12 protein-coding genes are annotated in these 15,502 nt (G+C 63.8%); 9 read left to right on the plus strand and 3 right to left on the minus strand.

Features of this window, described 5'->3' with window-relative positions; translation table 11 throughout:
- Positions 1–130: 130 nt before the first annotated feature.
- The 3 genes from dnaE (at position 131) to M8523_RS22220 (ending at position 6,044) form a co-directional block, all read left to right on the plus strand.
- A complete protein-coding gene (gene dnaE / locus M8523_RS22210) occupies positions 131–3,586 on the plus strand; it encodes a DNA polymerase III subunit alpha (protein ID WP_282587093.1) in 3,456 nt (1,151 codons plus the stop codon).
- A gap of 41 nt (positions 3,587–3,627) precedes the next feature.
- Entirely contained in the window at positions 3,628–4,584 is a 957-nt protein-coding gene (gene thiL / locus M8523_RS22215; protein ID WP_282587128.1) for a thiamine-phosphate kinase, read from the plus strand.
- A gap of 302 nt (positions 4,585–4,886) precedes the next feature.
- Positions 4,887–6,044 carry a diguanylate cyclase domain-containing protein gene (locus M8523_RS22220; RefSeq protein WP_282587094.1) on the plus strand — a complete coding sequence of 386 codons (1,158 nt, stop codon included), beginning with the start codon at positions 4,887–4,889 and terminating at the stop codon, positions 6,042–6,044.
- Positions 6,045–6,082: 38 nt separating this feature from the next.
- Here the strand turns inward: M8523_RS22220 and M8523_RS22225 are convergent, their stop codons facing one another.
- Entirely contained in the window at positions 6,083–7,780 is a 1,698-nt protein-coding gene (locus M8523_RS22225; protein WP_282587095.1) for a thiamine pyrophosphate-binding protein, read from the minus strand.
- Between the two features lie 90 nt (positions 7,781–7,870).
- The gene (locus M8523_RS22230) at positions 7,871–8,257 is read right to left on the minus strand and encodes a hypothetical protein (RefSeq protein WP_282587096.1); all 387 of its coding nucleotides are present in this window, start codon (positions 8,255–8,257) and stop codon (positions 7,871–7,873) included.
- Between the two features lie 111 nt (positions 8,258–8,368).
- Here M8523_RS22230 and M8523_RS22235 point away from each other — a divergent pair, with 111 nt between their 5' ends.
- Positions 8,369–10,603, plus strand: a complete 2,235-nt coding sequence (locus M8523_RS22235; protein WP_428351038.1) for a sodium-translocating pyrophosphatase — start codon at positions 8,369–8,371, stop codon at positions 10,601–10,603.
- 69 nt (positions 10,604–10,672) lie between these two features.
- Here the strand turns inward: M8523_RS22235 and M8523_RS22240 are convergent, their stop codons facing one another.
- Positions 10,673–11,161 carry an outer membrane protein assembly factor BamE gene (locus tag M8523_RS22240; protein ID WP_282587098.1) on the minus strand — a complete coding sequence of 163 codons (489 nt, stop codon included), beginning with the start codon at positions 11,159–11,161 and terminating at the stop codon, positions 10,673–10,675.
- A gap of 211 nt (positions 11,162–11,372) precedes the next feature.
- Between M8523_RS22240 and M8523_RS22245 the strand changes: the two genes are divergently transcribed.
- The 5 genes from M8523_RS22245 (at position 11,373) to M8523_RS22265 (ending at position 15,502) form a co-directional block, all read left to right on the plus strand.
- Positions 11,373–11,918: a ubiquinol-cytochrome C chaperone family protein gene (locus M8523_RS22245; protein ID WP_282587099.1), complete on the plus strand. Its 546-nt coding sequence runs from the start codon at positions 11,373–11,375 to the stop codon at positions 11,916–11,918.
- Position 11,919: 1 nt separating this feature from the next.
- Positions 11,920–12,465: a YceD family protein gene (locus M8523_RS22250; protein WP_282587100.1), complete on the plus strand. Its 546-nt coding sequence runs from the start codon at positions 11,920–11,922 to the stop codon at positions 12,463–12,465.
- Positions 12,466–12,772: 307 nt separating this feature from the next.
- Complete coding sequence (plsX, locus tag M8523_RS22255) at positions 12,773–13,855, plus strand: phosphate acyltransferase PlsX (RefSeq protein ID WP_282587101.1); 1,083 nt, start codon at positions 12,773–12,775, stop codon at positions 13,853–13,855.
- A gap of 79 nt (positions 13,856–13,934) precedes the next feature.
- Positions 13,935–14,927, plus strand: coding sequence for a beta-ketoacyl-ACP synthase III (locus M8523_RS22260; RefSeq protein ID WP_282587102.1), 993 nt, complete (start codon positions 13,935–13,937; stop codon positions 14,925–14,927).
- 233 nt (positions 14,928–15,160) lie between these two features.
- Positions 15,161–15,502, plus strand: coding sequence for an integration host factor subunit alpha (locus M8523_RS22265; protein WP_282587103.1), 342 nt, complete (start codon positions 15,161–15,163; stop codon positions 15,500–15,502).

Raw genomic sequence — 15,502 nt, forward strand, 5'->3', positions numbered from 1 at the left:
GCCATCGCGTGCATAGCCCGCGCCTGGTCCGGTGCGTGATAGATGTTGATTGCCGGCGGCGCGGACTCGACGCAGGGCCCTGCCGAGCCGCAAGGTACAATCCAACGGCCTCTGAGGTGTCCTATCCATCATGACTGCGGCTAACGATCCCGGTTTCGTCCACCTGCACGTACACACGTCGTTCTCGCTGCGCGAAGGCGCCCTGACGATCGCCAAGCTGACGAAACTCGCCGCAGCCGACCGGATGCCGGCCCTGGCCATCACGGACACCAACAACCTTTTCGGCGCGCTGGAGTTTTCAGAGAAGCTGGCCAAAGAAGGCATCCAGCCGATCGTCGGATTGCAGGTGTCCGTCGACTTCGGGGATGGGGCGGCGCTCGGCGGCCGCTTCGATTTGGGCAAAGCGGGGCGCGCTTCGGTCGTGCTGCTTTCGCAGAGCGAGGCCGGATACACGAATCTGATGCGCCTCGCGACCCAGGCCTTCCTGGATCCGGAGCCGGGTGAACCCGCAGGCCTGTCGATCGATCGGCTGGCTCACGAATGTGGGGGACTGATCGCTCTCACCGGAGGGCCGAGCGGCCCGGTCGACACAGCTCTCAGACTCGATCGCGCCGAGGCCGCGAGCGCGAGGCTCAAACGCCTCGTCGACATTTTCGGTCCTGAGCGTCTCTACATCGAATTGCAGCGGCACGGGATCGACGCCGAACGACAGGTCGAGCCGCAACTGATCGATCTCGCCTACCGGAACGACATCCGGCTTGTGGCCACCAACGAACCCTTCTTTGCGAGCCTCAGCGATCACGAAGCGCATGACGCCCTGATCTGCATCGCCGAAGGAGCCGCGGTGGGCACGCCGGACCGGCGTCGTCTGTCGCCGGAACATCGGTTCAAGACGCGCGCCGAGATGGTGGCGCTCTTCAAGGATCTGCCTGAGGCGACCGCCAATTCGGTCGAGATCGCCCGGCGCTGTCATCATCGGCCGCGCACCCGCAAACCGATCCTGCCCCTCTACACGACGCTCGACGGCACGCCGCTCGATGCGGCGCTGTCATTGCGCGAGCAGGCCGAAGCGGGGCTCACGGCCCGCCTCGGCGCGCATGGCCTCGCCCCCGGCTTCACGGCGGACGATTACCAGAAGCGGCTCGCCTTCGAGCTCGACACGATCGTCAAGATGCAGTTCCCCGGCTACTTCCTGATCGTGTCGGACTTCATCAAATGGGCCAAGGCCCAGGAGATCCCCGTGGGGCCGGGCCGTGGCTCGGGCGCCGGCTCTCTTGTGGCCTATGCGCTCACCATCACCGACCTTGACCCGATCCGCTTCGATCTGCTGTTCGAGCGCTTCCTCAATCCCGAACGCGTGTCGATGCCGGATTTCGACATCGACTTTTGCCAGGACCGACGCGATGAGGTGATCGCCTATGTGCGCGATCGTTACGGGCGGGACCGCGTGGCGCAGATCATCACCTTCGGGTCGTTCTTGGCGCGCGGCGTCCTGCGCAATGTCGGCCGCGTGCTGGAGATGTCGCTCGGGCAGGTCGACCGCCTTGCCAAGCTCGTGCCGCAGAACCCGGCCAATCCGGTGACTCTGGCTCAGGCCATCGAGGGCGAGCCGAAGCTGCGGGAGGCCGCCGAGGAGGACCAGAAGGTGGCGAACCTCCTGAGGATCGCCGGCACGCTGGAAGGCCTCTATTCCAACGCCTCGACCCACGCAGCGGGCATCGTGATCGGCGACCGGCCGCTGCACGAACTGGTGCCGCTCTACCGCGATCCGAAATCCGACATGCCGGCGACCCAATTCAACATGAAATGGGTCGAACCGGCGGGACTGGTCAAATTCGACTTCCTGGGCCTCAAGACCCTCACGGTGCTCAAGGTTTGCGTGAAACTCATTGCGCAGCGCGGGGTCGCCTTGGACCTCTCGGCGATTCCGCTCGACGACAAGAAAACCTATCAGATGCTCGGGCGTGGTGAGACGGTCGGCGTGTTCCAGGTGGAAAGCGCGGGCATGCGCAAGGCCCTTGTCGAGATGCGGGCAGACCGCTTGGAGGACATCATTGCGCTCGTGGCGCTCTACCGGCCGGGCCCGATGGCGAATATCCCGGTCTATTGCGCCCGCAAGCTCGGAGAGGAGCAGCCCGAATACATTCACGAGAAACTCGAGCCCGTGCTGCGCGAGACCTTCGGGGTGATCATCTACCAGGAACAGGTGATGCAGGCGGCCCAGGTGCTCTCAGGCTACTCGCTCGGAGAGGCCGACATGCTGCGCCGCGCCATGGGCAAGAAGATCAAGGCCGAGATGGACGCCCAGCGCGCCCGGTTCGTGGACGGTTGCGTCGCGGGAGGCATTCCGAAGAACAAGGCCGACGAGATCTTTGATATGTTGGCCAAATTCGCAGACTATGGCTTCAATAAAAGCCATGCCGCCGCCTATGCGCTCATTTCGTACCAGACCGCCTATCTCAAAGCGAACTTCCCGGTCGAGTTCCTGGCCGCGTCGATGACCCTCGACAAGAGCAACACCGACAAGCTGGCGGAATTCCGCAACGAGGCACAGCGTCTCGGCATCAAGGTGGAGCCGCCGTCGGTCAACAAGTCCGGCGTGGATTTCGAAGTGCCGCGGGACGGGCCTCCGGCGATGCGCTATGCGCTTTCGGCCATCAAGGGGGCCGGCGAAGGGCAGATGAGGGCGATCGTCGCGGCGCGCGGCACGAAGCCTTTCACCTCGCTCGACGATTTCGCGCGGCGGGTGAACCCCCGCGAGGTCAACAAGAAGGCGCTCGAAACGCTGGTGGCGGCCGGCGCCTTCGACGATCTCGAACCCGACCGCGCCAAGGCGGCGGCGGCCGTCGAACCGATGCTGGCGCTCGCCAACCGCACGGCGGACGATATGTCGGCCGGGCAAAGCGCCCTCTTCGGCCACGACGGCGGCAATTCGCTGAAACTTCCCAAGGTCGCTCCCTGGTCGGCCGCACAGCGCCTGCGCAAGGAATTCGAGGCGGTCGGGTTTTTCCTGTCGGGTCACCCGCTCGATGAATACAAGGACGTGCTGGTGCGGATGCGCGCCAAGCCCTGGGCGCAATTTGCCCGCAGCGTTAGAGCGGGCGGCGCCGCGAGCGATCGTATCGCGGTCACGGTGCTCGACCGGCAGGAGCGGCGGACGAAATCCGGCAATAAGATCGGCATCGTCGAGCTGTCCGATCCGACCGGGCAATTCGAGGCGATCCTGTTCTCAGAAGCCCTGAACGACTATCGCGACCTGCTTGAGAAGGGCGCCGCCGTGCTCGTGACGATTCAGGCCAGCGCCGACGGGGATGAGGTTCGGGCTCGCATCACGGCGGTGGAACGCCTCGATGAAGCCGCGGCGCGTGTGCAAAAGGGACTTCGCATCCATGTGAGCGACGAGGAGGCTCTTCCGGTCATCGCGCGTTGTCTCACCACCAAGGGCGATCGCGAAATCTCGATCGTCGTCGACCTCGAGGGCCGCCGTCGCGTCGAGGTGAAACTTCGCGACCGTTTTCAGGTTACACCCGATATGGCGAGCCAATTGAAGGCCACCGTCGGGATCCTGGCCGTGGACAGCCTGTGAGCCTCTCCGAGGACGATATCATCGCCACCCTGTTCGCCCCGATGGCGGGACCGGGAGGATTTGGATTGCGCGATGATGCGGCCGTGGTCTCGCTCCGGCCGGACGAGGATCTGGTGGTGACGGTCGACGCGTTGGTGGAGGGCGTGCATTTTTTTCCCGACGATCCGCCCGAGGCAATCGCCGTGAAGGCCCTCGGCGTGAACCTGTCGGATCTGGCCGCCAAAGCGGCCGAGCCCACCGGCTTTCTTCTCGCCCTGGCACTGCATGACCGCCACCCTGCGGAGTGGCTGGCACGTTTCGCAGAGGGGCTGCGGGCCGCGGCCGAAATGCACGGCTGTCCGCTTCTCGGCGGCGACACCGTACGGACCCCCGGGCCGCTCACTCTCTCCATCACCGCCTTCGGGACAGTGCCTCGTGGCCGTATGCTGCCCCGAACGGGGGCCCAGCCTGGCGATCTCATCTATGTGTCGGGGACGATCGGTGATGCCGCCCTCGGCCTCACGCTGCGCTTGAACGACGACCCGCCTGCCCTTGGAAGCATTCTCCGCGCGGGGATGCAGGCGGAAGACCTCGCCCACCTCGGCGACCGTTACCTGCGACCGCGGCCCCGCCTCGCGCTCCGGGGCGCGCTTCGAGATCATGCGCATGCGGGGATGGACGTCTCCGACGGTCTTGTGGGCGACCTTCGCAAGATGCTGCGGGTGGCCCGCGTGGGCGGCAGCATCGATACCGCGCGCATTCCTCTGTCTGCTGCGGCACAGCACGCTGTTGCCATCGATCGGCGAGCCTTTGAGACGGCGGTCACGGGCGGTGACGACTACGAGATCCTCGCCACTGTCGCACCGGATCATGCTTTGCTTTTCGAGCGGGCGGCCGCAGAGGCAGGAGAACGGGTCACACGGATCGGCCAAGTTCTTGCTGGTTCGGATGAGGTCCTGTTTCATGACCTGAGCGGCTCTTCACTCACCTTCGACCGAGGCTCATTCCAACATTTCTGACATCGAAACTGCGTTATGCTCCTGAGCGGAACGCGCTGCGGTTCTTTTGCAAGCGCCAGGCATGTCTGATCCTCAGAATGGTTCGGCAAGTCAAACGATAGACTGCCCGATGCGCCAAGGGCTTCGGCAAAGGTCGAAAGCCCAATAGTTCGTTCATTGTCCGGCAAGGCTAAGGATCATTTTCTCCGGCTCATTAAGGTTGCTGCAGCGCGAACCTGCCACCAATGAGCTTCCGTCGGCCCCGAAAGTCCTGTGGACGAAGGGCCAATCGGAACATCGGCTGCTCCAAAAGGATGTCGACGATGCTCGTCAAGTTGTTCGATCAGGGTCCGGTTCCGACTTCTGTGTACGAAGACATGATTGCTTCCCTCTACAGCAATCTCGCGTCCGTATTGGTCTTGGGTCTTCTCCAGGTGGTGGCTTGCGCCATTGCGGCCGGACGTCTGGCGGACGTCATCCTGGTCGAGCTTGTGTTTCTGGGGCTTCTCGCATTGGCAGCCCGTGTCGGTGTCATTCTGTTCTACAAATCCGCTTGTCCCACCGACCCGGATCGCAAGACCTTGAGCGCGTGGGAGACGCGGTATGTGGTGGCCAGCGCGGCAGGAGCGGCCGTGCTTGGTGCCGCCGGCATGCGAATCGCCATGAGCCAAGACCCGACCTCCGAGCTCATGTGGTTCTTGGCCCTGTTCAGCGTCCTGGTGGACTCAGTCGCTCGGGTCTCGGGCCGCGTGGGGCCAGCTCTCTACCCGTTAGCATGTGCGGCCGCTCCGCCTCTCTTCGTACTCCTGATCCGGAACGACCTCGTTCATCTGACCTTTGCAGGCATTTTGGCGACCAACATCTCGATCGCTGTGCGGATCGTGGTGTCGAATGCCCGAGTTCGGACCCAGTTGATGGGCGATGCTCGATCGTTCGCCTTGCAGGCCAACGCCGATCCTCTGACCCGCCTCCCCAACCGACTGTCCCTGAACCGATTTCTGGAGCAGACGCTCGCGCGCCTGGAGCCGGAACGTTCGGTCGCCGTGCATTGCCTGGATCTGGATTGGTTCAAGGAAGCCAATGATCGTTACGGGCACGCAGTCGGCGATGGACTTCTGGAGGCCTTTGCGACACGCGTCCGAATGAGCTTGCGACTTGGCGATATGCTTGCCCGCGTGGGCGGGGATGAGTTCGTCATCGTGCAATGCGGCCTTCGGCAGGAACTGGAGGCGGCTCAGTTGGCCCAACGCATCATCGGGCTCATAACAGAGCCGTTTGACATCCAAGGCCAACAAATCTCGCTTGGGGTCAGCATCGGCATCGCGCTCGCGTCTACGCCGGCCGCCATCCCCCACGCTCTGTTGGCTCAGGCCGATAGCGCGCTGTATCGCACCAAGCGGCGTAGCCGCAATGACTTCTCGATTGCTGAAGATGAACCCGATCATCGCCCCACCGCGACGGCACTGGCCTCCGTGGCGTGAGCCTTAGCCGAGGCTGATCGAGCGCTTTTCAAACGGGATCAGTTCACGCTGATCGGGACTTCGATCACATTCGGTACCCCTGACGCGATACCTTCTTCGACCGCCCCTGCGATATCGGAGGCGCGAACGACGCGGCGGCCCGCCACACCCATTGAGGTCGCAAGCGCCAGGAAATCGATCGGAGGGTCGGTGATGTCCATGGCGATGAAGCGGTTCTTGCGCGGGCTGAGATAGTGCGGCTGCGATTTCGAGAAATTCTTGAGGATGTTGTATTCACGATTGTTCATGACCACGAAGGTCACCGGCAGTTTCTCATAGGCCGCCGTCCACAAAGCCTGGGGCGAGTAGAGCGAGGCCCCGTCGCCCACGAGCGAGACAACGGGCTGGCGGTCGAGCCCGAGCGACCAGCCGACCGCGGCCGGCATGCCCCAACCGAGACCTCCTCCACGGCAGGCGGAATATTGCCGGGCCGAGGAGGATTCGAGCAGCGAGCGGACATTGATCATCGTGGCCGGCGCCTCATCGATGATCGCCACCTGCGGTCCGATCGCCCGCACGACTTCTGAAGCCGCCACGAAAGGCGTCGTTACAGGCGCGTCGAACTCGGCTCGGGCTCTGTCGCGAAGCGCCGACCGGCGCGCTTCACGGGCCCGCCCCGCCTCATCCCTAAGCGTCGCAATGGCACCGCGGTGGCGGGCCAGCTTGCGGTCGAGCATCGGCAGGAGAACTTTCAGGGACGCCTTGATGTCCCCCATGCAGGAGAGCGCCGTCGCGTAGGTGCGACCGAGATCGCGCACGTCGGAGGAGAGCTGGAACACCTGGCAGGACTGCGGCACCGCGGGCCCGTCGGAATACAGGATGGTGATCAGCGATTTGCCCCCAAGAGCGAAGACCGCGTCATAGGGCTCAAGGATCGCGCGGATCTCGGAGGCCTTGGTGGGCAGGTTGCCGCACCATAGCGGATGCGCAGTCGGGAACGGGATATGAGCGGGCCAGGACGATCCGAAGACCGGCGCCCCGAAGACTTCGGCGAGCGCGACCGCCTCGGCGCTGGCCCCCGAAGGTGAGATCTCGTCGCCCGCGATGATGGCGATGCGGCCGGGTTTGATGGCCGACAGCCTGTCGGAAAGCACATCGAGCGAGCCCGCGACCGCCGCGCGGTCGATGGTCGACACCTCGGCGATCTCGACCGTGCTCATCTGCTCCATGACGTTCATGGGCAGCGACAGGAACACCGGGCCGGAGGGCGCGGCCGTGCAATCATGGAAAGCGCGGCGGATGAGAACGGGGATCTGGTCGGGCGTGATGATTTCGGTCGCCCATTTCATGGCCGGGCTGGCGATCCTCACAAGATCGCCGAAGAGCAATGGATCGGTCAGATTGTGCCGCATGTCCTGCTGACCTGCCGTGACGACCAGCGGCGTGTTCGACACCTGAGCGTTGATCAACGCCCCCATGGCGTGGCCGAGGCCCCCTGCCGTGTGCAGATTGACGAAACCGGGGCGGCCGGACGCATTGGCATAACCATCCGCCATGGCGACGACACTCGCCTCCTGCAGTCCCCAGATATAACCGATGTCCGGTGCCTCCGTTAGGGCATCCATCAGCGCAAGCTCGGTCGTGCCAGGGTTGCCGAAGATGTAGCGCACACCCTCGCTGCGCAGCACCTCCAGCATCACGGCCGCGCCCCGGCGCGGCTCGACACTGTCGAGGGGCGTGATGGTCGTTTGGATCATGGCAGTCTCCCGCCCTGCATGAAGGCCCGTGGCGCCGTGGATCGCGGCAGCATGACGCCCACCCGGGTTGCCGTCAAAGGGTGAAGCGCGTCAACCGCCGAAGCGCTTCTCGCCATAGTCGAACACGTCCCCACCGACGACGACAAGAACCCCCAGAGCCGTGAGACCAAGTCCGGTCAGGAAGAGCCGGACCGCTCCGTTATAGCGCGCGAGCAACAGCGACTGGATCGACAGCAGCCGCGCCAAGGCCACGATCTGACAGGAGCTCCCGAGAACGATCGCAGACAGAGCGACGATGTCGAAACGGTGCCAAGCGCCGGGCAATTCGGCCCAGCGCGTGAGAAAGCTCAGAGAAAAGCCGATGACGACGCTAAAGGCCGTGAGCGAGCCGTTGCGAAACGTGGACTCGATTCGCGGCGCAGGCTGGCCTTGCGGGTCCCGATCAGCCCGATCAAGAAAAGGATCCTGAGTTTCCACGATACGGCCCCTCCCCCCGAGATCACCCAATGGGGCATTCCAGACGTCGCAGGCGGCGGCTTAACCGGTGGGTTCGGCGCGGACGTCGCCCCGCGAGATGCTGCGTTGCGGATGCGCCGGCTTTCTGCCACATCTTTCGTGGCGGGACCCACAAACGTTCATAAAGATAAGGTCTCGCGCGAGGAAACCCCAACCGAGGCGAGCATCATAGTGTCACTTTGGCTCATCATCATTGCCGGGCTTCTTGCCGTCGTCTACGGCGGCATAACGGTTCAACAAGTCCTCGCCGCCGATGCCGGCACGGCCCGGATGCGAGAGATTGCAGGCGCCATCGCCGAGGGTGCGCAAGCCTACCTCCGGCGGCAATACGCGACGATCGGCATCGTCGGCGTCGTCATCTTCGTCATCCTCGGTCTGCTTCTGTCCTGGCCAGTGGCCATCGGCTTTCTGATCGGCGCCGTCCTGTCGGGCGCCGCCGGCTTCATCGGCATGAACGTCTCGGTCCGGGCGAATGTACGTACGGCTCAGGCTGCGACACGCTCGCTCGCGGGCGGGCTCGAAATCGCCTTCAAGGCCGGCGCTGTCACCGGGATGCTGGTGGCAGGATTGGCGCTCCTCGGCGTCGCCGGCTATTTCGCGGTTCTGACCGGCCCGATGGGCGTGCCGCCCGGTAGTCGCGAAGTGATCGACTCGCTGGTGGCGCTCGGTTTCGGAGCCTCGCTCATCTCCATTTTTGCCCGCCTCGGCGGCGGGATCTTCACCAAGGGCGCCGATGTGGGTGCCGACCTCGTCGGCAAGGTCGAGGCGAACATCCCGGAGGATGATCCGCGCAATCCGGCCACGATCGCCGACAATGTGGGCGACAATGTCGGCGACTGCGCCGGCATGGCGGCCGACCTGTTCGAGACCTATGCGGTGACGGTCGTGGCCACGATGGTCTTGGCCTCGATTTTCTTCGCCGGCCAAGCCGTGTTGGGCTCGGCGCTGGTTTATCCGCTCGCAATCTGCGGCACCTGCATCGTGACGTCGATCATCGGCACCTATTTCGTGAAGCTCGGGCGGAACGGTTCCATCATGGGCGCCCTCTACAAAGGGCTCATCGTGACCGGAGCCCTGTCGATCGTCGGCCTGGCTGTCTCCACGCACCTCATGATCGGCTGGGGCGAGATTGGGCAGGTCGCAGGTCGCAGCATCACCGGCCTCAACCTCTTCTACTGCGGGTTGATCGGGCTCTTGGTCACCGGTCTCATCGTGGTGATCACGGAATATTACACCGGCACTGGAAAGCGACCGGTCGTCTCGATCGCGCAGGCCTCAGTCGCGGGTCACGGCACCAACGTCATCCAGGGTCTTGCGATCTCACTCGAATCGACCGCATTGCCGGCGCTCGTGATCGTCGGCGGGATTATCGGCACCTCACAGCTGGCGGGCCTGTTCGGCACCGCGATCGCAGTCACCACCATGCTGGGTCTCGCCGGCATGATTGTGGCGCTCGATGCCTTCGGACCCGTGACCGACAACGCCGGCGGCATCGCGGAAATGGCGGGCCTCCCCAAGGAGGTGCGGCACGCGACCGACGCCCTCGATGCGGTCGGCAACACCACGAAGGCCGTCACGAAAGGCTATGCGATCGGCTCGGCGGGCCTCGGCGCGCTCGTGCTGTTCGCCGCCTATTCGAACGATCTCACCTACTTCACCCAACACGGCGACACGTTCCACTATTTCGCCGATGTCGGGACTGTCACGTTCGACCTGTCGAACCCCTACGTCGTCGCTGGCCTGATCTTCGGGGGAATGATCCCCTATCTGTTCGGCGGCATCGCGATGACGGCCGTCGGGCGCGCGGCCGGCGCGGTGGTCGAAGAGGTGCGGCGGCAGTTTCGCGAGAAACCCGGCATCATGGCCGGCACCGACCGGCCGGATTATGGGCGCGCCGTCGACATGCTGACCAAGGCGGCAATCCGCGAGATGATCCTTCCGTCGCTCCTGCCGGTGCTGGCGCCGTTCGTGGTCTATTACGGCGTTCTGCTTCTGTCAGGATCGAAGGCGAGCGGGTTCGCGGCCCTTGGGGCCTCACTTCTCGGCGTCATCGTCAACGGGTTGTTCGTCGCCATTTCCATGACCTCCGGCGGGGGTGCCTGGGACAATGCCAAAAAAAGTTTCGAGGACGGCTTTGTCGACAAGGACGGGGTTCGTCATCTGAAAGGCTCAGACGCCCACAAGGCATCGGTCACTGGTGATACTGTCGGCGACCCCTACAAGGACACGGCGGGTCCCGCCGTCAATCCTGCCATCAAGATCACCAACATCGTGGCCCTCCTGCTGCTGGCGATCCTGGCGCACTGACACGAGGCCCGGAGCAACAAAAAAGGGCCGGACTCGATCCGGCCTTTTTTGTTGCTCCTTTGGACAGACTTACGAACTGAAGCGCAGCAGCGAGCGGAAGAGGTTCTTGAGGAAGCCCTGTTCGGCGCCACCGGTCGGCGTCGTGCGGCTGACGATATCGATGACGCGGCCGTCCTCGATGCCGTAGTTGGCCACGCGCGTGACGGTTTTCTTCTTATCGAAGTAGATCGCAACGATGTGTTGGTCCGTCACTTCGGGCGGTGAAAATGCAAGAGGCCGGTCGATCTTTTGACTGATGTAATACCAGGCGTCACCGCCAACGGTCGAGGTCGTCGACGGCGTGCCAAGATCGGTCAACACGGTCTGGGCCGGCGTTCCTGGCTTCAGCTGTCCGAGCGCGTAGGCGTCGACCACATAGCCACGCTGCACCTCGCCGTCGTAGCCGAGACATCCGCCCAGGCCAGCGACAAGCCCGGCCATCCCGACCCAGCGGCCGACTTGCAGCATTTTCGTCTTGGCGCGCCGCACGTGGCCCGCATCACCAAAGATCGCACTCACCGTCGTGTCTCCTGGCGAAGGACCGGCGAGGTCCGGCCGATAAGTTGACTGCGGGCTTCACCCCGATTGCCGGGCCAGGACGCCGGTGCGGCCTGTCCAGAGCGCCTGCCGATTTTTCTTGCATCCGAGCGAGGCGATGCCTAACCCCCGGAGTGTGGAAAATCAAGCTTGCGCCGAGCCTATGCCACCGGCGGCTCCTGACGGACACCGAATGCGTTTTCTTTTCGCGCGTGCAAGCGCGACACCGCTGCAGGCCGCCGCAGATCGTATGCACGATGCGCTGGTCCACCAGATCCGCACGCCATTCTTCTACACGGACCTCCATGTGCCCGACACGTTCGAGGGCCGTTTCGACCTGCTGGTTCTTCATGCCGCCCTGGTGCTGCGACGGTTGCGCGACCTGGGCCCGGACGGACAGTCGCTGGCGCAAGCGCTGGTCGACCTGATGTTCACCAGATTCGACGTGGCCCTCCGCGAACTTGGCGTGAGCGATATCGGCGTGCCAAAACGCATGAAGCGCTTGGCCGAAGCGTTCAAGGGCCGCACGGCCGCCTATGAGGATGCCTTGCAAAAGCAGGATGAGCCCGCGCTCAGAGATGCGATCTGTCGCAACGTCCTGGGCGGCACGTCCGACGGCACCACGCTGTCTCGCTATGCCGGTGCGCTGGAGGCTGCCCTTCAATCCACACCTATGCCGGTGCTGCAGCAGCACGGCGGCATCGCTTTTCCCGATCCTGCCCGCTTCGTGAGCCGCTAGGATGAACACGCCCCCACGTCTCCTCCCTTTGTCACGTCCTTTCGCAGTCGCGGCCTTGCCCAGCGGCGGCCGGAACTTCAAGGTCGAGGCCACCCCGGCCGAGTGCCTTGCCGTCGCTTCGGCCTGCGGCCTCGTCGCCGTGAAAAGCCTGGTGGCCGAACTCACCGTGATGCCGTCGAGCGCGTCCGTGAACGTCACGGGAATGGTCAAAGCTGTGGTGACGCAGGCCTGCACGGTCAGCCTCGATCCCTTCGACGCCGTGGTCGACGAGCCCGTCGATCTGCAATTCATGCCGGAAAGCGGCGTCACGGCATGGATGAAGAAGCACAGTCCCGATCCGAACGAGGATCTGGCCTATGAGATCGACCCGCCCGACGTGATCGTTGATGGGAAGATCGATCTCGGCGCGGTGGCGACGGAGTTTCTTTCGCTCGGGCTCGACCCCTACCCGCGCAAACCCGGGGTCGCTTTCGAGCCGGGGCCCGACCAAGCCGAGAAGGATCCCTCGCTATTTGCGGCTCTGGCGCAATGGAAGAAGCCTGAGTGATCGATCGCAACACCTGTGTCACTTTTCCTGCGGCGTGAACAACACACCCCAAGCACCATAGTGATCGCTGAGGCCCAAAAGGGTTTCAGCGGCGGCTCTTGAGTTCTATGAGGCTCCCGAGTTGCTTGCCGGCGAACTCCCTCTCGCGAGGAGCGACTGCGCCTCGTTGGAGGTCACGACGTCACAATTCCGCCTGTCGCTCCAGCGCATCTGAGTTGTTCTGGCTCCGCACAGATGCCCGACTTGGCACAGCTGGAGCCACGGCCGTCGGCCACGATCTGAGGGTGCGCAATCAACAATGGCCATGATGCCGGAACAAAGACGATCCTCGACGCCTCAGATCCGCATTGCGCTCGACGCGATGGGTGGAGACAATGGTCCCTCCGTGGTGCTCGCGGGGGCGGCGCGCGTCGCTGCAAAACGGCCTGACGTCACATTCCTGCTGTTCGGCGACAGTGCCCTCGTAGAGCCTTTGCTCAGGAGCCATGCGGCCCTGGCCAAAGTCGCGACGGTGCATCATAGCGATGTCGCCATCAAGATGGATGACAAGCCCAGCCAGGCGCTCCGCACGGGACGCCGCGTCTCCTCCATGTGGATGGCGGTCGAGGCGGTAAAACGTGGCGATGCCGATGTCGCGGTCTCGGCCGGGAACACTGGTGCGCTGATGGCCATGTCGAAGGTCTGTCTCCGCACGATGCCGCAGATCGACCGCCCGGCGATCGCCGCACTGTGGCCGACCCTGCGAGGACGATCAATCGTGCTTGACGTTGGAGCCACTATCGGGGCGGACGCCCAACATCTCGTCGACATGGCCATTATGGGCGCCGCCATGGCGTCGATCGTCCTTGGGGTTCCGACCCCCAGCCTGGGACTTCTCAACGTCGGCATCGAAGAGATCAAAGGCCTGGAAGAGGTGAAGGCCGCCGGACGCCTCCTGAGGGACGCCGCCCTGCCCCATCTCGACTATCGCGGATTCGTCGAAGGCGACGATCTCGGCCGGGGAACAGTCGACGTGGTGGTCACCGAAGGCTTCACGGGAAACATCGCGTTGAAGACCGCGGAAGGGACAGCGAAGCAGATCGCGCAGTATCTGCGCGACGCCATGGGGGCGAGCCTCCTGTCCAAGCTCGGCTACGTGCTGGCCCGCAAGGCGTTCGATGCCATGCGGGAGAAGATGGACCCGCGGCGTGTCAATGGCGGCGTCTTTCTCGGCCTCGACGGGCTTGTCATCAAGAGTCATGGTGGCACCGACGGCTTGGGTTTTGCCGGGGCCATCGAGATGGGCTATGAGATGGCCCACCATGACCTCCTGAGCAAAATCCGGGAATCGTTGACATTGGCCCAGGAGATCCGAACTCCTGGCGTGAGCCCTGCCGCTGAATCCTCCTGAAACCGATGATGAGTTCCGCCGGGCGCACGTGGCCGGCCGGGATCAAGTCGCACCGACATCCTCTCGAACGGACAATGCCGTGAACCGGGACAGATCTCCCTTCAATTCCGTGGTTCTCGGCGTGGCAGGTCACCTGCCCTCCAAGCGCGTCAGCAACGCTGAACTGGCGGAGCGAATCGACACGTCCGACGAGTGGATCGTCCAGCGGACGGGCATCACCCAACGCTATATTGCAGGACCCGACGAAACCACGTCCACGCTCGCGACGGCTGCCGCTCGAAAAGCGCTTTTGGCGGCGGACCGCGCCCCGCGTGACATCGACCTCGTCATCGTGGCAACGTCGACGCCGGACTACACGTTTCCATCCGTGGCCACCCAGGTCCAGGCCGGGCTCGGGATCGTCGACGGAGTGGCCTTCGATCTTCAGGCCGTCTGCTCGGGCTTTGTCTTCGCCGTAGCCACAGCGGACAAGTTTTTGCGCTCCGGCTCGCATCGCTGTGCCCTGGTCATCGGCGCTGAGACCTTTTCGCGCCTTCTCAATTGGGAGGACCGCACCACCTGCGTCCTGTTCGGTGACGGAGCCGGCGCCATGGTGCTCGAAGCGCGCGAAGCCGCCGCCGAGACCGAGATGCCGCGTGGAGTGATCACGTCGCACCTCCGCTCCGATGGTCGGCATCGCGACAAGCTTTATGTCGACGGTGGACCCTCCACGACCCAATCGACAGGGCACCTGCGCATGGAAGGCCGGGATGTGTTCCGGCATGCGGTCGGCATGGTGGAGGATGTGGTGAAGGCCGCTTTCGAGGCGACCGGCACCGGGCCCGACGATCTCGACTGGTTCGTCCCCCACCAGGCGAACCGTCGGATCATCGACGCGTCGGCAACCAAGCTCGGGATCGCACCCGAAAAGGTCGTCACGACAGTTCAATTGCATGCCAATACGTCGGCAGCCTCGATTCCGCTGGCGTTGGCGGAAGCTTGTGGTGACGGTCGTATCAAGCCGGGTCACCTCGTGATGATCGAGGCCATGGGCGGCGGCTTCACCTGGGGTAGCGCCCTCATCCGCTGGTGACCCCCACCTCTCCTGGTTGATCACAATATTGCGCGCGATCGATTTCGACTTGCGGGCGCTTCGCTTTGTTTGCCTTATAGCCTCGCAGGTCTGCACGTGCCTGCAACGCGGCTCGACCCGGTATGCGGATTGGACGAAGGGCGGCGCTTCTAGGGGAGGCGCTTGCCACCGACCATTTCTGCAGACCAATCCAGGGGTCGAGCTCAAGCTAATCCGTGCCAGTGGGGGATCACATGAGCAAAAACGGGGTTGGCGGTACAAGCCGCACCGTCACTCGAGCCGATCTTGCAGAGGCGGTCTATCAACGCGTCGGCTTGTCCCGTACTGAGTCGGCAGAATTGGTGGAAATGGTCTTGGGCGAAATGGCGGATGCGCTCGGACGGGGTGACGTGGTCAAGCTCTCGTCATTCGGCTCCTTCGTGGTGCGCTCGAAGGGAGAGCGTATCGGCCGCAATCCGAAAACCGGCATTGAGGTGCCGATTACGCCGCGGCGGGTGATGGTGTTCAAACCCTCGAATATTCTTAAGAGCCGGGTCAATGGTCAGACGATTTCAGTCGATGACGCGGATGACTAA

Origin of the sequence: Lichenifustis flavocetrariae, from assembly GCF_026130545.1 — a bacterium.
GTDB lineage: Bacteria > Pseudomonadota > Alphaproteobacteria > Rhizobiales > Beijerinckiaceae > Lichenihabitans > Lichenihabitans flavocetrariae.